General features: G+C 42.1%; 13 protein-coding genes and 1 other RNA gene. 4 read left to right on the top strand and 10 right to left on the bottom strand.

What is annotated here, in order from left to right:
- Positions 1–50: 50 nt before the first annotated feature.
- Positions 51–170: non-coding RNA, 6S RNA (ssrS, locus tag ACYZZR_RS00530), on the top strand.
- 48 nt (positions 171–218) lie between these two features.
- Complete coding sequence (gene rny / locus ACYZZR_RS00525) at positions 219–1,781, top strand: ribonuclease Y (RefSeq protein ID WP_461532032.1); 1,563 nt, start codon at positions 219–221, stop codon at positions 1,779–1,781.
- Positions 1,782–1,893: 112 nt separating this feature from the next.
- Here rny and ACYZZR_RS00520 read toward each other — a convergent pair whose 3' ends face one another.
- The 10 genes from ACYZZR_RS00520 to ACYZZR_RS00475 form a co-directional block, all read right to left on the bottom strand.
- Positions 1,894–3,870 carry a DUF349 domain-containing protein gene (locus ACYZZR_RS00520; RefSeq protein ID WP_461532031.1) on the bottom strand — a complete coding sequence of 659 codons (1,977 nt, stop codon included), beginning with the start codon at positions 3,868–3,870 and terminating at the stop codon, positions 1,894–1,896.
- 228 nt (positions 3,871–4,098) lie between these two features.
- Positions 4,099–4,836 (bottom strand): shikimate dehydrogenase family protein, encoded by a 738-nt coding sequence (locus tag ACYZZR_RS00515; protein ID WP_461532030.1) that lies wholly within the window; start codon positions 4,834–4,836, stop codon positions 4,099–4,101.
- Between the two features lie 43 nt (positions 4,837–4,879).
- Positions 4,880–5,896: a DUF368 domain-containing protein gene (locus ACYZZR_RS00510; RefSeq protein ID WP_461532029.1), complete on the bottom strand. Its 1,017-nt coding sequence runs from the start codon at positions 5,894–5,896 to the stop codon at positions 4,880–4,882.
- Entirely contained in the window at positions 5,889–6,863 is a 975-nt protein-coding gene (locus tag ACYZZR_RS00505; RefSeq protein WP_461532028.1) for a polyprenyl-phosphate transporter, read from the bottom strand. Before ACYZZR_RS00505 ends, ACYZZR_RS00510 begins: the two co-directional genes overlap by 8 nt.
- 146 nt (positions 6,864–7,009) lie before the next feature.
- Entirely contained in the window at positions 7,010–8,410 is a 1,401-nt protein-coding gene (locus tag ACYZZR_RS00500) for a tetratricopeptide repeat protein (protein ID WP_461532027.1), read from the bottom strand.
- A 97-nt stretch (positions 8,411–8,507) separates the two neighbouring features.
- Entirely contained in the window at positions 8,508–9,689 is a 1,182-nt protein-coding gene (locus tag ACYZZR_RS00495; protein ID WP_461532272.1) for an aspartate aminotransferase family protein, read from the bottom strand.
- Positions 9,690–9,707: 18 nt separating this feature from the next.
- Positions 9,708–11,720, bottom strand: coding sequence for an OstA-like protein (locus tag ACYZZR_RS00490; protein WP_461532026.1), 2,013 nt, complete (start codon positions 11,718–11,720; stop codon positions 9,708–9,710).
- 180 nt (positions 11,721–11,900) lie between these two features.
- Positions 11,901–13,172, bottom strand: coding sequence for an adenylosuccinate synthase (locus ACYZZR_RS00485; RefSeq protein ID WP_461532025.1), 1,272 nt, complete (start codon positions 13,170–13,172; stop codon positions 11,901–11,903).
- A 131-nt stretch (positions 13,173–13,303) separates the two neighbouring features.
- Positions 13,304–13,762: a Fur family transcriptional regulator gene (locus ACYZZR_RS00480; protein ID WP_461532024.1), complete on the bottom strand. Its 459-nt coding sequence runs from the start codon at positions 13,760–13,762 to the stop codon at positions 13,304–13,306.
- 167 nt (positions 13,763–13,929) lie between these two features.
- The gene (locus tag ACYZZR_RS00475; protein ID WP_461532023.1) at positions 13,930–16,143 is read right to left on the bottom strand and encodes a RelA/SpoT family protein; all 2,214 of its coding nucleotides are present in this window, start codon (positions 16,141–16,143) and stop codon (positions 13,930–13,932) included.
- A 343-nt stretch (positions 16,144–16,486) separates the two neighbouring features.
- Between ACYZZR_RS00475 and ACYZZR_RS00470 the strand changes: the two genes are divergently transcribed.
- Positions 16,487–19,501: a ligand-binding sensor domain-containing protein gene (locus tag ACYZZR_RS00470; RefSeq protein WP_461532022.1), complete on the top strand. Its 3,015-nt coding sequence runs from the start codon at positions 16,487–16,489 to the stop codon at positions 19,499–19,501.
- Positions 19,476–20,075 carry a response regulator transcription factor gene (locus ACYZZR_RS00465; RefSeq protein WP_461532021.1) on the top strand — a complete coding sequence of 200 codons (600 nt, stop codon included), beginning with the start codon at positions 19,476–19,478 and terminating at the stop codon, positions 20,073–20,075. The genes ACYZZR_RS00470 and ACYZZR_RS00465 overlap by 26 nt, the downstream gene beginning before the upstream one ends.

Here is a 20,075-nt window from a genome sequence, read left to right as displayed (position 1 = left end):
TCTTTAAATAGAAATAAGGTACTGCCTACATTGGTATTATAGTTTGATAAACTCAACACTATTCAAATTGAAAAGGGTGAGTTTCGGTTGTAAAAGCAAGCCGTTACCGGTTTTCTGGTAAGACGGATCCTTGATCAGCCGGTTAGCCCTAAACTTGTCTATAGGAGTTTATACATAACCCTTGCCGATGTAGGCTTTTTTATTAAAACGATAATACGATGGATATAATTATGATTGTTGCGGCGGGTGTAATAGGAGTGGTTCTAGGGATCGCTATTGCAAAGATTATGGAGAAGAAAAATGCTTCCAAAATCATTTCCGCTGCCAAAGGAGAGGCTGCCTCTATAGTAAAAGAGGCCAAAGCCGAAGGTGAAAGCATAAAGAAAGACAAGATATTCCAAGCTAAGGAAAAATTTCTGGAACTGAAAGCGGAACACGAGAAGGTTATTGTGGCAAAGGACAAGAAAATTGCTGAGATTGAAAAACGTACTCGAGATAAGGAAGCTCAGGTTTCTGGAGAACTTTCTAAAAACAAAAAGCTGAATGAAGAGCTAGAGGTGAAAGTAAAAGATTACGATTACAGACTCGAAATTCTGGACAAAAAACAAGCAGAGGTAGAAAAGTTGCACAAAAGTCAGGTGAAACAGTTGGAAATTATATCTGGTTTGCCTGCCGAAGAGGCCAAGAGCCAGTTGATGGAGTCGCTAAAAGCGGAAGCAAAATCTGATGCGATGAGCTATGTACAAAATACATTGGAAGAAGCAAAACTCACAGCGCAACAAGAAGCCAAAAAGGTAATCATAAACACCATTCAGCGAATTGGTACCGAAGAAGCCATAGAGAATTGTGTGTCTGTATTCAACTTGGAATCCGACGATGTAAAAGGACGTATCATAGGACGGGAAGGTCGAAATATCAGAGCACTGGAAGCTGCAACTGGAGTAGAGATTATTGTCGACGATACTCCCGAAGCTATTATACTATCTTGCTTTGATGCGGTGCGAAGAGAAATCGCCCGCCTGTCGTTACACAAGTTAGTAACCGATGGAAGGATACACCCGGCGCGTATTGAAGAGGTAGTACAAAAAACGACACGACAGATCGAAGAGGAGATCATAGAGGTTGGAAAAAGAACAGTAATCGACCTCGGAGTTCACGGACTTCACCCTGAACTGATTAAGATGGTGGGACGTATGAAATATCGTTCTTCATATGGGCAGAACCTATTGCAACACTCAAGAGAGGTGGCCAAGCTGTGTGGCGTGATGGCTGCAGAGTTAGGACTCAATCCGAAACTTGCGAAAAGAGCTGGATTACTACACGATATTGGAAAAGTGCCAGAAGCCGAAACAGAGATGCCACACGCCATCCTCGGTATGGAATGGGCTGAGAAATACGGCGAAAAACCAGATGTGTGCAACGCTATTGGAGCTCACCACGACGAGGTGGAGATGAAATCTCTAATAGCTCCTATAGTGCAGGTGTGCGACGCTATAAGTGGTGCTCGACCAGGAGCCAGAAGGCAGGTGTTGGATTCATACATACAGCGTCTTAAAGACCTTGAAGATATTGCTTTCGGATTTAACGGTGTTAAAAAAGCTTATGCCATTCAAGCCGGTAGAGAGCTCAGAGTGATTGTAGAAAGCGAAAAGGTAAGCGATGACAAGGCAGCCGAACTCTCTTTTGAAATATCTCAAAAGATACAGACCGATATGACCTATCCGGGACAGGTGAAAATCACCGTAATCCGTGAGACCAGGTCGGTGAACGTGGCCAAATAAAAACTTTCGGGTATTGATACCCGCAGATAGATAGCATAAAAAAACGGTACAAACAAACATATTTTGTACCGTTTTTGCTTTTAGATATCCGGCGGAGCCTCTACTATTCAGCTCAGTCTATTTTCCGGAGCTGTTGCAATTTAGCTTTCCAGAGCTCGAGGGATTCCCTGTGTTTGTCGATATTCTTGTTTACCTCCCTAACTATAGGGTTGTCGTCGTCGGCGTTGATAAACTGCAGGTTGTTTTCCAACTGTCTGATCTCGTTTTTGACCTCGTCTATCTTGCGTCGAATAAATATTTTTTCATTGTCGATGAGCCCTTCTTTGTCAGAATTGGCGAGTTCTTCTAGCCTATTGCCGTATTTTATAAGCTCTATATCTTGTTGGTTTACCTCTAGTTTTTTTAGAAGGGCATCTATTATTTTATTGAATTTACCTTCTATATTGCGCTTAAAATGGGGCACTTTTCCATATGATCTCCATTTCGATACAATGCTACTCAGCGTTTCGAGATCTTGCTCTCGAGAATCTCCAATTCGGAAATCTTTGAGACTTTCTAAGAGCATTTCCTTATTTTGTAAAGCTTCTGCCTCTTCTTTACTTCCTCGATTTTTGCTTTCGTGAAGTCGGTCAAAATAATGATTACACACCGATTTGAACTCTTCCCACATTTTGTCCGACAATTTTCTCGGTACATGACCTACCTTTTTCCAATCGCTTTGTACTTTTTTCATCAGGGGAGTGGTAACCGCCCAATCTTCGCTGTTCATGTGTTCTTTGGCGATTTCGAGAAGTTCTTTTTTTCGAGCCAGGTTTTCTTGTTGCTCTTTTTTTAGGTTTTTGTAAAATTCATTTTTCTGTTTGTTGAACTTCCGAGTTGCCTTTTTAAAGGTAGTCCAGATTTCGTCGCTAACATTTCGGGGAACGCGACCGGCGTTGAAAAATGCCTCTCTCAGAGCCTTGATTTCCTTAATCTGTTTTTGCCACTGTCCGTGAGACTTAGCCTTATTACTGGCTATTGCCTCGATTTTACCTATGATTTTGCGCTTGCGTTCCAGGTTTTGCTCATGAATTTTATCCATGTCCTTGAAGTACAGCTGTCTTCTTTTGTGAATTACTTTGGTAGCTGCGCTAAATCGGTTCCATATATCTTCTCGATGTTCTCTATCTACCGGACCGAGGTCTTCTTTCCAGATCTTGTGCAACGATTGCAACTCGCGAAAGGCAATATTGATATCGGGAATATCGGCCAGTGCTTCGGCTCGGGTAATAATCTTCTCTTTTTCTTCCAGGTTGTGTTTGAAATCGAGATCTCTGAGGTCGCGATTCAGATCTAAGAAATCGTAAAATCGCTCTACGTGATGATGGTAGGTGCGCCATACATCGTTGTAATTTACCCTGGGTACAGGTCCGGCCACCCTCCATCTATCCTGGAGTTCCTTGAAGTGTTTGTAAGTGGTGTTGATGTCTTCTTCAACACTTATAAGACCTTTTAACGACTCTATAATCTCCAGACGCTTGGCGAGATTATTCTTGAGATTCTGCTCTAGATTTTTATAATACAGGTTTCTTTTTTCCCGATATTCGCTATAGGCTTCGTTGAACTCTTGTTTTACGGAAGGATAGTAACGAAAATCTATTTCATTGCCACCGTCCTGTAGAAACTCTTCTTTCTTTTCGTCGTGGAGTTCCTGGAATTTCTGATCAAATTCGTACTTGATCTGGTCTACGTGATCTTTGATGGCCTGAACCTTCTCACTGCGCATTAGTCTTTTTAGCTCAGTTACCAGTTTTTCCATATCCATGGCGTGGTAGTCCAGTAAAGGTATGGAGTGCCGTTTGGCATTGTCTTCGTCCTCGGCATCTTCGGCATTTGATTCCTCTATCTCATCTATAGCTTTGTTGTCATCTTCATCTGTGGTAGGCGTATTGATTTCTTCAGACTGGCTTGTGTTGTCTGATATCTCTTTTGAAGATGACTCTGGAGAAGTACTATCAGTGTGGTCGATATTTCCGGCTTCTTCCCCTGTGTTTTCTATCTCTTTTCGTTCGTCGGGCCGGTGCAGATCGTTCTCATTTTGGTCTAACATCTTGAAATGTTTAAGGTTCATCATTGCTTTAGGATGTGAAAGATACTAACAACTGAGAAAATGGCAAAACTTTTGCCGCTTTTACAAGGGTGTAAAACGACAGATATCCAATGGGATATAAGCAGCTTTTATTTAGAGGAAAAAGCTGTACACCTACCGAAGAAGTGGTCTAATGTTTTTGAGTACTGCTCTTGTTTGGGAGATTTATATAGAAGTTGTTATCGTGAGCTACTCCTGGCTATTCCATATTTCCCAGGCTTTTTCGGCCTGTAGCTCTAACATTTTTAAGCCGTTGCGTGTAATGGCTCCTCTACTTCTTCCTTCTCTTAGAAATGCTGTTTCTGAAGGATTGTAAATCAGGTCGTACAGCAAGTGGTTAGCACCTATGTGCTGGTAGGGGATATCGGGTTTTTGATCTGTGTTGGGGAAGGTGCCAATCGGACTACAATTTATAATAATATTGTGATTTTCAACAACTTCTTTGTTTAGATCCTGATAGGACAATTGCTTCGCAGCAGGGGTTCGAGATACGAAGGTATAGGCTATGCCCAGTTCGTCAAGACTGAATGCAATGGCTTTAGAAGCGCCTCCTGTGCCCAGTATTAGGGCATTGGTGTGACAGGGCTTGAGCAATGGTTGTAAAGAGGCGAGAAAGCCGTAATAATCGGTGTTGTAACCTGTGAGTCCTGACCGGCATATTTTAATGACATTTACAGCACCTATTCGCTTCGCCTTATCGCTGAGTTCAGACAAATACGGAATTACAGCTTCTTTGTAGGGGATGGTGACATTCATTCCGCCGAGATCAGGGTGTTTTTCTACAAGTGAGGGGAACTCCTTTATGTCTTGAATGTCAAAATTTGTATACGAGTGATCTTGTAGCCGTAGTTGCTGAAATTTTTTTTTGAAATATACCTGAGAAAAGGAGTATGAAATATTTTTTCCGACGAGTCCGAATAATGGCATGATGTAATAATGATATTTTGGGATTGTCCCTTGTGTTTATTAGTTATCTTATCCTTTGTGTGCGCCGGCCGTACCAGTCGAGCCCCAAAACGATAAGTACTCCAAATATAATAAAAGCAATGGCTATCCAAGTTTCCGAACCAGAAAAATCGGGGATATACCGTTGGTAATTCGCAACTATGGGTTGACCTGCACTGTCGACTAGCATATTGCCGGAGGCATCGCTGTGGAATACCGCACGTTTCCAAGGCCATACCACGCCTAGTGATCCTGAGATAAAGCCTATAATAATGGCTGTAGTGATATTGTGGAAGTGCTTGAGTACGTAGTTGAGCAGATGAGACAGTGTGACCAGTCCGGTAGCCGACCCCAGGGTAAATACGACGAGAATAATGAGCATATCGATACGGTTGGGGTCGTTTACAAAGGAAAAATCACCAGTAATGACCTCCGATACGGTAAAATACAGTGCGTTGACCGAATCTACCAGGAGCAAAACGTAATTGCCCAATAGCATAAGAATAAAAGATCCGGAAAGCCCGGGGAGAGTCATTCCGGAGACACTGATAATTCCGCAAAAAAATATGAATAACAAATCGGTGTTTTCTCGTGCGGGACTCAAAAAGCTTATAGATACACCCGATAAGAGTCCTACAACGGCCCATAACACCGTTTTTCGATTCCATCGAAAACCTTTAGAGATATAATAGATAGATCCAATAATCATCCCGAAAAAGGCAGCCCATACATACAATTCCTTCTTCTCCATAAAATAGTCCAGAATGCGAGATACACTAAAATAGCTGACGAGCATTCCGAGTATAAGTATGCCCAAAAACCTTCCGTTTACGTAATTGTAAAAAGATCTGAACCTTCCATTGACCAACAATTTGAAGGCCTTGAGGTTTATTTTTTGAAGGGAGTAGATAAATTCTTCATAGAATCCGGCTACAAAGGCCACAATACCTCCAGACACCCCAGGAACCTTATTGGCAGCCCCCATGGCGAGCCCTTTGATGAATAGGAAAATTTTGTCTTGTATCGTTCTAATACTATTCATTGCTCTTTTGCGCCCTTATTGCAATTCTCTCCAGTAAATATATGGTAAGAAATCCAAAAACAGCAGAAATGACAGCCGTAAATACTTGGGCATCGCCGTCGAAGTGAATGGGCAAGATACTTTTTTCCAACAGAGGTACCTGTTCGTTGTGCGAATTTGTACGCCAGGAGAGCACCTCTTTCCACGGCCATATTTTATTTAGCGATCCCACCATAAAACCGGTGAGTAGTGCGAGAGTGGTGTTTTTATGGTGTTTAAACATCCAGTTTAGAACCCCGGAAAAAGATTTAATTCCGATAATGGCTCCTATGGCAAATACCGCCAGTTTGCTAAAGGCTTGGCTTATTAATTGAAAGTCGAACTGAAATATGCCTTCGCGAAACTGGTTGACGGTACTCATTACTATGCCGTAAGATCCCATAAGAAGGAGGATAAAGGCTCCTGAAATACCCGGAAGAATCATGGCTATAATAGCGATAAATCCGGAGAAAAACAGATAAGCATAACTGTCTGGAGAGCTCACTGGGTGGGCAATGGTGATATAATAAGATACTGCAATACCTATCGCAATAGCTATGATGGCACGTATATTCCATTGTGAGACCTGTTTTCCCACAAAGTAAATACTCGCTATTACCAGTCCGAAAAAGAAAGACCAAACTACTATGGGATAGGTCTCGAGTAGATAGGTGATAAGTTTGGCCAACGACATTATACTTATAGCTATACCTGTGAGTAAAGCTAGAAGGAAATTGCCATTAAGACTATTCCACATCGCTTTAAAGCCCTCTTTTTTCCACACTTTGAGGGAAGATAGCTTAATGTTGTCTATAGTGCTGACCAGTTCTTCGTATATGCCTGATATAAAAGCTATGGTTCCTCCTGAAACTCCGGGTACTACATCGGCTGCTCCCATAGCCATTCCCTTAAGGGTTACAAATAGATACTCTAAAGGTTTTCTGCGCATTTTTTGTTCTTTAAAGAGCAAAAATAGAAATTTAAAGTCCGTTTAAGTTTTGTTTTTGGAGTTTTTTGTGAAGTATTCTACTTTGCTATCTGATAGGTTTTTATCAAATGTAGATGTTTTATGCCACCCAGGTATAGGTGACTGTTTTAGATTGAAGATTTTTTAAAGTCTGCTATAATATCCTTGACGATTTTGGACTGAAATACTCCTGGGAAAATATCCTTGATTTGCAGGTGTAGATCAAAGTCTTCTACAAGTGCTTTTTTTAGGTGTAATTGTCCTTTTTTACTATTTGATAGCATAAAATATAAAGCGGAGATACGGTATTCTAACAGCGCTTCACTCGGGTAGAATTCCAGTGCTTGAAGCAGGACGTGAACGGCATTTTCATATTCGCCAATTTCGACGAGTACATCACACCAAGAAATCCAAGTTTCGAGTTCGTAGTTTCCGAGCTCTACGGTTTTCTGATAAGCGATATCGGCCTCTTCGTAATAACGGAGTTCTCTGTTTATTTCTGCCAGTCGTTTCCAGTAGGTGATATTTTCGCTATCTATGTTAATCGCTTTGTGGATATAGTATTTTGCCTTGTGGAAATTGAGCTGTTTTAGATAAAAATCGGTAATAGCAATCCACCCCTTGTCCAGTAGAGGGTCTTCGTGTACAGTTTGGTAATAGTACTTTTTAGCCTCGTTGAAGCGGTTCAGTTTTTCATAACACTTACCTATCCTGAGATAGGCGAAAGAAGTGGGGTCGTCTAGGCTCAAGGTGAGCTCGTAATTTTCTATTGCCTCTTTGTATCGTCCCATTTTTTCGAGTACTTTCCCTCTTTCGAGATAGGCTCCCACAAAGGTGTCGTCGGAGATAATCGCAAAATCGAAAGCGGCAAGTGCCTCTTTGAGCATTTGTTTCTGGAAATACTGTTTTCCTACTTGATGCCATCCCACCTCGCTGTACGGATTGCGTTCCAGATAAGAGTTCAGATAACTTATTGCCCCGTCGTGGTCTTCCAGAAAATCGAAACAATAGATAAGGTTGTAAAGAGCCGAATAATCTTCCGGATCTTCGTCCAGACATTTTATAAAGAAATCTCTGGCTTCTGCATATTTGTCCATAAAGAGATACTCCATCCCTATGAGGGAGTAGATATCGGCATTGTCGCTGGTGTGAACAAGGGCTTCGCGTAGAAAACGGATAGCCATTTCGTGCTTGTCTTTTTTCGAATAGATATTGGCACGCTGAATATAGATCTCCTCGTTAGAAGATTCTACGGCTGCCAAATCGTCCAACATTTTTTCTGCGAGGTCAAACCTGTTTTCAAAGACAAGTACCTCTATCTGCAGCAATTTTAAATTGGTAGAAGAGGTGTGCTGTCCCAGACCTATTTGTATAGCTTTTTTGGCAAGAGCTACCTTTCCGGTATCGAGATAATGATGTATAATATCTTCAAAATCATCGGCATCGAAAAAATAGACGTCATTGGTCTTCAGCATGGATTCGAATTTCGAAATCGGGAAATTCCGGTTTTCGTTAGAACTAAATGGCATAGGCATGCTTGTTTAGAATTCCACTATAATAAATTTAAGGTTTGGCACTCAAAAATCGGGTCTCATCGGCTATTTGTTATCAACAAAGTAGTTAACATCAATCGTGCCATTCGTTGAGTATATCTATTATTACAGCACATCCTTGCCGTATTTCATCTTCTGAAATTGTGAGTGGAGGGGTGATTCTCACAGCTTTCCTCTCAAATAACAGTCCAAACAGTAGCAAAGCTCGCTTTAGGGATTCCTGTATAATGTGAGCGCTCAGTTTTTCAGATGCTGTCATTATGGCAAGCATAAGTCCTTTACCTCTTACCTCTGTGATTAGCGGATGTACAAGTAATGAGCGAAAGAGAGCTTCTTTTGCTTGTATATCGACCATAATGGAAGTTTCTGTCAATTCCTGCAGTGTTGCCAGGCAGGCCGAGGCTACTACGGGATTTCCTCCAAAAGTGGTGATATGTCCGAGAGCTGGTTTGTCCATCAGTTGTACCATGTGCTTTCTCGCCGCTGTAAAGGCCCCAACCGGCATTCCACCTCCCATACCTTTGCCCATCACGAGAATGTCTGGAACAATGTGGTAATGTTCAAAACCGAAGAGTTTTCCCGTTCTTCCGAAACCGGGTTGTATTTCGTCGAGTATGAGTAGTGCTCCGGTTTCGTCACAGCGTTTCCTCACTTTTTGCAAATAGTTGTCTTCCGGCACTATAAAACCGGCGCCACCTTGTATGGTTTCCAGAATTACAGCGGCAGTTTTGTCAGTAATTTTTTGTAGATCTTCCTCTTTGTTGAAGCTGATAAATTTATTTCCGGGAATAAGTGGGCGGAAAGCTTGTTTTCGCTCTTCATACCCCATAACACTCATAGAGCCCTGGGTGTTTCCGTGATATGCGCCATGTGCAGCTATGATTTCGCTTCTTCCCGTGACTCTTCTGGCCAATTTTAATGCGCCTTCAGTAGCTTCGGTGCCGGAGTTTACGAGATAGGTGCTATCTAGCGGATCGGGTAGGTTTTCGGCAAGTAGTTTGGCTAATTTTACCGCAGGGTGTTGTATAAATTCGCCGTATACCATAACGTGCATATAACTTTCGACTTGATCACTTACCGCCTTTACTATTCGCGGATGACTGTGTCCTAAGGTGTTTGCAGATACTCCTGCGATAAAATCGAGATATGCTCGGCCATCTGTATCGTAAATATAACTACCCTCAGCGCGGCTTACTTCCAGTGCCATAGGCCGGGGAGAGGTCTGTGCCTGATAACTTAAAAAATCCTTTTTCATCATATCCTTTGGCATTCATTATTGAGGTGTTTCTTCCGTTTCCGAGGTTTTTGAGCTTGGCGGTTTTTGAAGTAGGCTGTCTATCGCTGTAGTATCCGGCAAATGGAAATCGGTACTATCTATTACCGGGAGGCTTATCTTTGTAGTGTCTCTTATCTCAATCCTTGTGCTATCTATCGCCTCTCGTATTTTGAGTAGGCTGTCTGTAGCGGTGCTATCTGGCAAATGAAGGTCAGTACTGTCTTTTATAAGGCTGTTTGTTTTTGTCGTATCTATATCGACGGTGTTTGTACTGTCTGTAGGCTGATTAACTTTTGGAAGGGTATCGGTGGTTGTAGGAGGGATGCTATCCCTTTTTCCTGCCTCTGAAGTCGGTCTAGAATGTTGTCTGGGAGGTAGCTGCTGCGGAACGGAATCCATCATAGCCTTCCGGTATTCTTCTTCCTCTTCTTCGATATCGATAGGATTGTCTATTCCCCTGATCTTTACGAGTTCTATATTTCTGTCATCTTCGTCAAAAATGTCCTCTTTAGTACGTATCATCTCGTCTCCATGCCATACAAAGCCTCTTAATTTTCGCGCGTTTGGAGGGAGTTCTTCTTCGGGGTACAATACAGCATCGGGATTGATAAAATACGAGATGTCCTGCATTTCGTTGTTGGCAAGAGTAAACTGTATATTACCACTCACGTGTTTGTCGATACCTATCAATTCGTTTTTGTCGTTCCGGGTGTAGTATATCGATTCGGCGTTCTTGATGATATCGACTATTCGCAACTGGTTTTCTTCAAAGTACCCGAGTAATTCCTTGCCCTTGATCTGATTATAGCCATTTTCAGTAAGGGTGTCTTTTTGTACGACAAAGGCGTTGTCCCACACTCTTAGTGAATCCAGTTGTTCGGTTTCCGGATTGCTCAGCAGATTGATACTGTCTCCCGTCATCTGGGTTTCTCCAGACCACAGTATCGGACGTCTGATCAGTTGGGTGATGCCGGTTTTCTGATTAGAGTGTATAGAGTCGCATTTTCCACTCATGTCCGACTTGTAGAATTTCGCGTTGTAATAGGCGCGAATAATACGGTTTTCTGGTTTTCCAGTAACCATGAGAGTGTCTCCGTGAATATATATAGAGTCGTTTTCGACTTCGTTTATGGCTACAGCGCGCTTGGTGATAAACAGCGAGTCTTTTTCTTTGAAAACCTCGGCGTAATGTCCTTTTACAATCCCCTTATTAATGGTGTCGGTTATTTTAATATTGTTGGTAGCCGAAGCGAAATTATCCAGTTTGTTAAAATAGATGCTGTCTCCGTTTATAATGCGGTTGTTGTATTCTACCTGCGATCTCTTTACAAAATACCCCTCTTCACTTTGTGTTTTGTAAAACCCTCTTTCGCAGTATATGGTATAGTCTTTTCCAACAATGGTCGAAGGTCCGAACATATAGGCGTGTTTGGTGGTGGTGTAATAATCGAGCCGCAGTGAATGGAGTACGTAATCGGGATTGGTAACTGTGACATCTTTTACAAACTTAAACTTTTTCGGAGTCAGATAATACCTACCCTCTTCGCTGGTCAGTATATTGGTGCTGTCTTTTACGGTTCCTGAGGTATTGTAATAAGCTTCTTGTATGTTGCGGTCGAAGTAGAGTTTGTCTGTAGTAAGGGTCATATCGGGATTTTGTAGAACAACCTCTTTTTCGGCCATGGCCAGTTTGCTGTTACCGCTGTATTCCAAGTAACCACTGTTCATTTGCAAGGTGTCACCTTGTTGCAGATATACATTGCCAAAGGCCTTGAGCAGGTTGTCTGCCGGATATAAAACGGCGACATCACACCAGAGGTCTACTCCTTCGTGCTCAAATTGTACTTGTCTCTCTTTTTTGGTGAGTACGGTGGCCCCCGGATATTTTTGGTTGTCTTCGTTGTAGACTCCTCCGTATACGACCTTTATTTTTTCTTTCTTCTTCGCCTTCTCTTGAGCGAAGGAGGTGAGAGATGATAGCAAGACAAAAGCACAGATTATGTGTTTCAAATATGTGGACACCTTGTAAAATTTACGTCAAAAATAATCTTTTTTGCAGAGGAGAACTTGCTTTTAAGAGGAATTTAAGGGAGGAAAGAGCTTGGATGCCTGAAGTTTTAAAGTGCAAATTGCCTTTTTAGTGTACCTCAAAATAAAATATTCACTAAAAAGGCAATTTGTAACTGTTGTTTAGCGGTATATAGTTTGTGTTCTGTCGGGACCTACAGATACTATTTTTACCGGAACTTCGAGTTGTTCTTCGAGGAAGCGAATATAATCTTGAAGTTCTGACGGCAGTTGATCGGCCGAGTCGAGCCCTGTGAGATCTTGATCCCATCCTTTGAGTTCGGTATACACGGGGGTTACATTTTCCTTTTCTATCGAAAATGGCAGATGATCTATTACTTCGCCTTTGTATTTGTATGCAGTACACACTTTGAGTGTGTCAAAATTGGAGAGCACATCGGCTTTCATCATCATGAGTTGTGTAACTCCGTTTACCTGTACAGCGTATTTGAGGGCTACGAGATCGAGCCATCCACAACGTCTGGGGCGTCCTGTTACTGCACCAAACTCATTGCCTACTTTTGCCATGCGTTCACCTACCTCGTCAAAGAGTTCGGTAGGGAAGGGGCCACTTCCTACTCGAGTAGTGTACGCCTTGAATATGCCGTATACTTCTCCTATGCGGTTGGGCGCTACACCGAGTCCGGTACAGGCTCCGGCGGCGGTAGTATTGGAAGAGGTGACATAGGGATAGGTGCCAAAATCAATATCCAAAAGCGATCCCTGTGCTCCTTCGGCAAGTATTTTCTTTTCTTGTTTCAGCGCGTTGTTCAGGTAAGCTTCACTATCTATAAAAGTCAGTTCTTTCAATTTGGCCACAGCACTAAAGAATTCTGCTTCCAATTCGGGGAGGTTGTATTCCATATCTACGTCGTAATGACGTATCATGTTTTCGTGTTTTTTGACCAAGGCGCGGTATTGCGATTCGAAGGTGTCGAGTTCCAAGTCACCTATTCGAAGCCCATTTCTACCCGTCTTGTCCATATAAGTAGGACCTATACCTTTTAGCGTAGATCCGATTTTGGCTTTTCCTTTCGACGCTTCAGAAGCGGCGTCGAGTAAGCGGTGTGTAGGTAAAATGAGGTGAGCTTTTCTGGAAAGTATCAATTTGCTCTTGTAGTCGATATCAAATTTTTCCAGTCCTTTCAATTCTTGTACTAGTACAACGGGGTCTATAACAACACCATTGCCGATAACGTTTACAGCACTGGGGTGAAATATACCAGATGGGATGGTGCGAAGAATGTGTTTTATACCGTCAAATTCAAGCGTGTGCCCGGCATTTGGTCCGCCCTGAAAACGGGCTATGATATCGTAGTTTTTGGTGAGTACATCGACAATTTTTCCTTTGCCTTCGTCTCCCCACTGAAGTCCGAGTAGTAAATCTACTGCCATGGTGTTATTTGTGTTTATACAGTCTTGATGTTAATACAAAATTTGGCTTCCATTCGGGAAATACTTGTGCGATAACGGATTTTTAATCCGTTGTTCCCTAAGGAGCCTCAGTGTGATTTTTCTATATTGAGTTATGATTTTTCTTCGTCCCTGGTAGCGTAAAAATACAGGGAGTGATTGTGTATTTTGATGTTGAATACTTCTTCTATGGTCTGCTTGATAGATTGAATACGCGGGTCGCAAAACTCCATAACATCGCCGGTGTCGGTGAGGATAACGTGGTCGTGTTGTCTGTCGAAATACGATTTCTCGTAATGCGCCTGATTTTGCCCAAACTGATGTTTTCTGGCCAGTCCGCACTCCAATAAAAGCTCTATGGTATTGTACAGTGTTGCTCGGCTCACCCTGTAGTTTTTGTTTTTCATTTTGATGTACAGCGATTCTATATCAAAATGATCTTCACTTTCGTATATCTCTTGTAAAATAGCGTAGCGTTCCGGAGTTTTTCGATGGCCGTTATCTTCCAGAAAACGGGTGAAGACATTTTTTACAATCTCCTGATTTTTCTTATTTGTGGTATCACTTGTCATAATTGGATATCAAAATATTAACATACAAACTTACGCATTTTTTTTTCGATCTTCTTCGGGTATACGCTTTCGCAAATACATAAAATCCTAAAAAGCAAAGGTACGGAAAGATTTTTGTTTGAACCAGAGTGAAATTTGAAGGATACAGGCTGATGATGTCTATGAGCTTACAATCGGGTCACCTTGTCTATTCCGTTCATTTTCTTTAGGTTGTCTATAAGTTTTTTCAGGATAGTGTTGTTTTTGACAACTACGGTGATTTTTCCCGAAAAAATCCCGTCGTCAGAATCGAATTGTATACTCTTCATATTGACATGCATATTGTTTGAGATAATCCGAGTTACATTACTCACTAACCCCATATTATCTATTCCCGACAACCCGATCATCACCACAAATTCCTGTTGGCTGGAGTCTATCCATTTTGCCGGAATAATGCGATAGGCGTAATTTGATTGCAGGGCTATGGAATTAGGACAATCCTTTTTGTGAACTTTGATTCCTTCGTTGACCGTAATAAATCCAAAAACGTCGTCACCAGGTATGGGATTACAGCAATTGGCCAACTTGTAATTGAGCTTTTCCTCTTCCTTGCCAAACACTAATAGGTCGTAGGTAGAGGTAACTTCGTCTTTTTCTACTTCTTCCTGTGGTGCGGAAGGCGTTTTCCGGATGCGGTTCTTGAAAAAATTTATAAAGGTATTGGTTCTATTCGACGCAAAATTTTTGAGCATCTGATTGTCTATGGTTCCGATGCCTACTCGAAAGAACAGATCCAGGCTGGTTTTGAGTTTAAAATAAACCACCAGCTCGTTTACCACTTTTTCGTTTAGGGTGATTTTGAGGTGTTTTAACTTCCGTCTCAGCAATTCTTTACCTTCTTCGCCTATGAGTTTTTTGTCTTCTTTTAGCGAGGTTTTAATCTTGGCTCTTGCCCGTGCTGTGGTGGCATAATCCAACCAGTTAGCATTGGGTTTGGAGTGTTCTGAAGTGATGATTTCCACCTGGTCTCCACTTTTTAGAGTATGACTCAGTGGGACGAGTTTGCTGTTTACCCGGGCTCCTCTGGTGTGCATCCCGATTTCGGTGTGGATGTTAAAGGCAAAGTCGAGTGCAGTGGCTCCTTTGGGCAGTGACTTTAACTCTCCCTTGGGGGTAAAGACAAAAATTTCTTTGGAATAGAGGTTGAGTTTAAATTCTTCTACAAAATCTACTGCATTGGCATTGGGGTTTTCCAGCGCTTCCTGAAGACGATTTAACCATATTTCTATTCCTTGTTCTTTCTGATCGCCGTGTTTGTACTTAAAATGAGCAGCATATCCTTTTTCGGCTATTTCGTGCATGCGTTCACTGCGTATTTGTACTTCTACCCAGCGTCCTTTAGGTCCCATTACGGTGATGTGAAGCGCTTCGTATCCGGTGGATTTAGGAGATGAAATCCAGTCGCGAAGACGCACCGGATTTGGGCGGAAATGATCGGTGACTACGGAGTATATTTTCCAAGCGAGAAACTTTTCATTGGCGGCATCCGATTTGTAGATAATCCTAAGCGCAAATTTGTCGTAAACCTCCTCGTAAGTAACCCGCTGTGCCTGCATTTTTCGCCTGATAGAAAAGATGGATTTCGGCCGTCCTTTAATCTGATAATTCAAACCCTCTTTGTCCAAACTTTCCCGTATGATATTTGAAAAAGCATCGATATAAGCTTTTTGGTCTTCTTTGCTCTCTTCTACCTTGTCCAATATGTCGTTGTACACCTGTGGCTCGGTGTATTTGAGTCCGAGGTCTTCCAGTTCGGTCTTTATGTTGTACAGTCCTATACGATGAGCCAGCGGAGCATAGATGTACAGGGTTTCAGAAGCGATTTTCACCTGTTTGTGCTCCGGCATGGATTCCATGGTTTGCATATTGTGTAATCGATCTGCAATCTTGATGATGATAACCCTGACATCGTCGTTGAGGGTGAGCAGCATTTTTCGGAAATTCTCCGCCTGAAGCGAAATATTCTTTTCTTTGCTCAGGTTCGATATTTTTGTAAGACCGTCTACGATGACCGCTACGGTTTTTCCGAACATCTCTTCGATGTCTTCAAGGCTGTAATCGGTATCTTCCACCACATCGTGTAGTAAGGCCGCAGCGATAGAGGTAGCGTCCAGCCCAATTTCGGAAGCCACAATCTTGGCTACGGCAATAGGGTGGAATATATAGGCTTCCCCGCTTTTTCTCCGCTGGTCTTTATGAGCGTCTACAGCAGTGTCAAACGCCTTTCTGATGAGTTTTTTGTCTTCCTCACTCAGCGTTTGGTAACTGATGCGCAACAGTTCTTTGTACTGTTTGGCAATCTCCTTGTTTTCTCTTTCGGTATCGATTACTACTGTCATATATCCCTGTTCTTCTGTGATCGTTGCAAAAATCGACTATTTGTCGGTCAAATTCTTCTTTTAAAATGCTCTTATATAAAGTTAATAAAATTCTTTTGTATATTCATCACAAATTTTATGCCCCACTTATCTTTTGTTGTACAACAGACAGATTTTCCGGTTTTCCGGACTCGATCGGCCTACTCGTTATTATTAGCATATTGTCATAAAAATACCCTGAAGAGGGTATGTTTTTTAAACATTCCTTGAGTAAGTTTGTCAAAAGGGAAATATCAGCTTGTTGCCAATGAATAAAAAGCTACGCTCTTTTTTGTTGATATACTTTGTAGTTACTGGGATATGTATGGCACAAATTATCCCGGCAGATACACTTACTGTTAAAAATATTGCCCAAGAACAGGGACTTTCTCAACTGGGAGCAGCAGCTTTGGCTATGGACGACAACGGTTATGTCTGGATTGCTACGGAGAACGGACTGAACCGGTTTAACGGCTATGAAATGAAGGTGTTTCGCGCCGGAGATAAGCCCGGTGAGCTTCCCGATGACGATGTGACTGATTTGTTTTACAAAAGCGATACACTGTGGATTGCTACCACCACGCATTCGCTGGTAGCCTACATTCTTTCCGAAGATCGTTTTTTGAGTTTTGAGGATCAAATAGATTTTGAAGCCTACCCTTTGGTGAGATACAGCAGCGTGTTGTATGCCGTCGACGAGCGATACCTTTTGGTTGGTGCAATTGGAAATTGTTTGCTGGTCGATAGAAAAACACTGGAGTTTACGGTTATCCCTATCCCTAAATCCAAAGAGAACGATTATGTTACTGCCATACAGGAGATAGGAGATGATACATTTCTCATCGGAACCAATTTTAGTGGGATTTACAAATTAGACCTTCGTCAGAAATCGGTGGGTATCGAAAAGGTTTTCAATCGCTTTAAGGAGAGTAAGATCAATTGTTTTTACCCTTTTTCAGATACAGAAACGCTTATAGGAACAGACGGAGGCTTATTTGTGTATTACTGCGAGCAAAACACTGTAGAGCGTATAGGTCACCCTCCCGATTTTGATACTGCGGTGAGAAGTATTGTCAAATGGGATGACAATACCTTGTTGGTAGGAGGTTTTCTGAATACCTATCTTTTGGACCATCGATTGCAGTGGAGGAAGATGATTTTTGTGGAGGACGATGGAAAACAGTTGCAATCGGGGGTTTTGTGTGTTGCAAAAGACAACCAAGACGGACTGTGGATTGGCACTCAGGAGCGCGGGATTCTTTACTACCATCCCAAAAGGGAAAAGTTTATTCCCTATCGCATTAAGGCTCCTGGTTCACCTAAGAAAGATTTTATCAGTATTTTTAGTTTTCTCAGAGACGGCAATACTATCTGGATGGCTACAGAGTTGGGATGGGTGCGTTACAGGCCTAAAAAGGATGATTACAAACTCTATATGACCAACTGTTTCCTAGAATATGTGATACAAAAGGATTTTAAGGGAGATATATGGGGTGGCGGATTTGAAAGTGGCCTGGTAAGGTACAATCGTAAAGAAGACGCCTTTGAGCCCGTGCCTTTACCGTTTCAGGATTCAGATATTATTCACATTACTCCCGTGCATAGAGACACTATATTGGTACACACTTGGTCGAGTGGTATTTACGCTCTTAATACTGTCGATTACGGGGTGAGTCTTCGTCCTATTGGCGGTAAGGCATTGGTGCGATCGCGAAATAGTTATACCGATACTTCCGGAACCTTGTGGATAGCCAGTGACGAAGGCTTGTACCGCATCAGAGACGGCAAAACCACCTACTACAACGAACAGTTGTCTAATGCAAGAGTGTTTAGCATAGCCGAGGATCCGTTTAAAAATATATGGGTAGGAACGGCAAAGGGATTAAATAAAATAGATGCCAAAAGCGGTACCGTCAGTCATTTTATGGCTCAGAGCGGTTTGCCTAATGATTTTATTTACGGAGTGGCATCCGACGATAAAGGGAATATATGGGTATCTACTAATTTCGGGCTTTCAGAATTTGACAGAGAGCGCAACACCTTTAGAAATTACACGGAGGAAGACGGTCTGCAGAATAATGAATTCAACGGTAGATCGGCCTATAAAGATAGTCTCGGTCTTATGTATTTTGGTGGGATGAACGGATTTAATATGTTTCATCCCGACAGTGTAAAAGTCAATAGAAAAATAGGTAAAACCCTGATTGAACAAGTGAGGTTGTTTGGTAAGTCGGTGGTGTGGAATGCCATGTATTCCGATACTCTTGTGTTTTCTCACGACCAAAATGTGATTACCTTCGATTATTCCAGCCTTAATTATTTGTGGCCCGAAAGAAATCAATACCGTTTTTATCTGGAGGGTTTCGACAAGGAATGGCGTCCGGTAACACGCGAACGCAGTACTACCTACACCAACCTAGATCCCGGAACCTATGTGTTCAAGGTGAAAGGGAGCAATAACGAGTTGTTTTGGGGCGAGCCCGACAGTTTAACCGTAGTAATCGAATCGCCCTGGTTTGAGACCCTTTGGTTTAAGGTGATTGCCATTTCTTTTTTGTCACTGTGTATTGTCCTCTTTTTCCTCTACAAGAATCAGCAACAGAAAAGGTTGAATGCGAGATTGTCTAGAATGGTAGACGAGAGAACAGCAGAACTCACCGAAGCCAATGAGGCCCTGAATCGCTCACTTTCGGTAAGCCAACAGCAAAAGGAGAATATTACCTTTCTCATGCGGGAGCTCAACCACAGAGTGAAAAATAATCTACAGCTCATCACTAGTCTTATCGATATTCAGAACACTAGTATACCCGAAATATCACTTCAGGAAAAATTCAAATTGCTGCAGTCGCGTATCTATACGGTATCTAAGGTACACGATATACTGAATGCTAATAGCGATAACAAATACCTCCAAATAGATCGCTTCCTTACATCTATAGCCCAAGACCTGATTAGTTTTTCGGGAGAGAAAATAAGTTTAAAACTCGATTTGGCAGCGGTAATATATCCGGTGGAAAAAATCACCTATGTGGGACTTATTCTCAACGAGCTAATCACCAATACCGTAAAACACGCATTTGATAAAGGACAATTAGATCGAAAGATTCGCATAAGTTTTGAGGATGTAGGCGAACGGTTTAGATTGGTATACAGTGACAACGGCAAAGGTTTTGACCCCGGAAGAGCCGATGAAACCAAGAAAATGGGACTTAGCCTGATCTATACCCTTGCCCGTGAACTCAAAGGCGAAGTGACTATTGTAAACAAAAAAGGATCAACCCTTATATTAACCATTGCCAAAAACCCCGATAAAAATGTCAAAGCAGATATTGATTGTTGAAGATGAAGTTATTATAGCCAACAGTATAAAAATATATCTCGACAGCAATGGCTATGAAAGTCAAGTGGTCACCAACCCGATTGAGGCGGGAGAAGCTATTGCGACAAACAAATACGACGCCATTATCAGCGATATCAATCTCAACAGTGAGGTGTCGGGACTCGAACTGATTGAAAACAATGTAGGCGAGGAGGTCCCGGTAATATTTCTCACCGCTTATTCCGATATAGACACCATGAAAAGTGCCGAGCGACTTATGCCGTATGCTTATATCACCAAACCTTTTAACAAGGATCACCTACTCCTGACCCTTAATCTCGCCATAGCCAATCACAAAAAGAGGTTTATCCATCAAATTACCGATGCCAATAGTGCTTTGGATATCAGGTTGAGCAAAAGAGAGCTTGAGATACTGAGATTGATGACCCAAAGTATGACTACGGAAGAAATAGCAGATCAGCTGTGTATCAGTCCGCTTACGGTAGCTACTCATCGCAAAAACATCTTTAGAAAAACAGGTGCCAAAAGCCTTCTTGAGCTAGTGTCTCTTTCGGTGGCTCACGGCTGGGTATGA

The sequence above is a fragment of the Sinomicrobium sp. genome, assembly GCA_029266035.1.
Taxonomy (GTDB): domain Bacteria; phylum Bacteroidota; class Bacteroidia; order Flavobacteriales; family Flavobacteriaceae; genus Sinomicrobium.
Note: the sequence above shows the minus strand (reverse complement) of the source record. Positions and strands in the feature narration are given on the sequence as shown.

Coding starts and splice junctions, on each gene's coding strand:
- ACYZZR_RS00470 (WP_461532022.1), top strand. CDS start 16,487: ATGGCACAAATTATCCCGGCAGATACACTTACTGTTAAAAATATTGCC.
- ACYZZR_RS00500 (WP_461532027.1), bottom strand. CDS start 8,410: ATGCCATTTAGTTCTAACGAAAACCGGAATTTCCCGATTTCGAAATTC.
- ACYZZR_RS00485 (WP_461532025.1), bottom strand. CDS start 13,172: ATGGCAGTAGATTTACTACTCGGACTTCAGTGGGGAGACGAAGGCAAA.
- ACYZZR_RS00475 (WP_461532023.1), bottom strand. CDS start 16,143: ATGACAGTAGTAATCGATACCGAAAGAGAAAACAAGGAGATTGCCAAA.
- rny (WP_461532032.1), top strand. CDS start 219: ATGGATATAATTATGATTGTTGCGGCGGGTGTAATAGGAGTGGTTCTA.
- ACYZZR_RS00510 (WP_461532029.1), bottom strand. CDS start 5,896: ATGAATAGTATTAGAACGATACAAGACAAAATTTTCCTATTCATCAAA.
- ACYZZR_RS00480 (WP_461532024.1), bottom strand. CDS start 13,762: ATGACAAGTGATACCACAAATAAGAAAAATCAGGAGATTGTAAAAAAT.
- ACYZZR_RS00465 (WP_461532021.1), top strand. CDS start 19,476: ATGTCAAAGCAGATATTGATTGTTGAAGATGAAGTTATTATAGCCAAC.
- ACYZZR_RS00495 (WP_461532272.1), bottom strand. CDS start 9,689: ATGAAAAAGGATTTTTTAAGTTATCAGGCACAGACCTCTCCCCGGCCT.
- ACYZZR_RS00520 (WP_461532031.1), bottom strand. CDS start 3,870: ATGTTAGACCAAAATGAGAACGATCTGCACCGGCCCGACGAACGAAAA.
- ACYZZR_RS00505 (WP_461532028.1), bottom strand. CDS start 6,863: ATGCGCAGAAAACCTTTAGAGTATCTATTTGTAACCCTTAAGGGAATG.
- ACYZZR_RS00515 (WP_461532030.1), bottom strand. CDS start 4,836: ATGCCATTATTCGGACTCGTCGGAAAAAATATTTCATACTCCTTTTCT.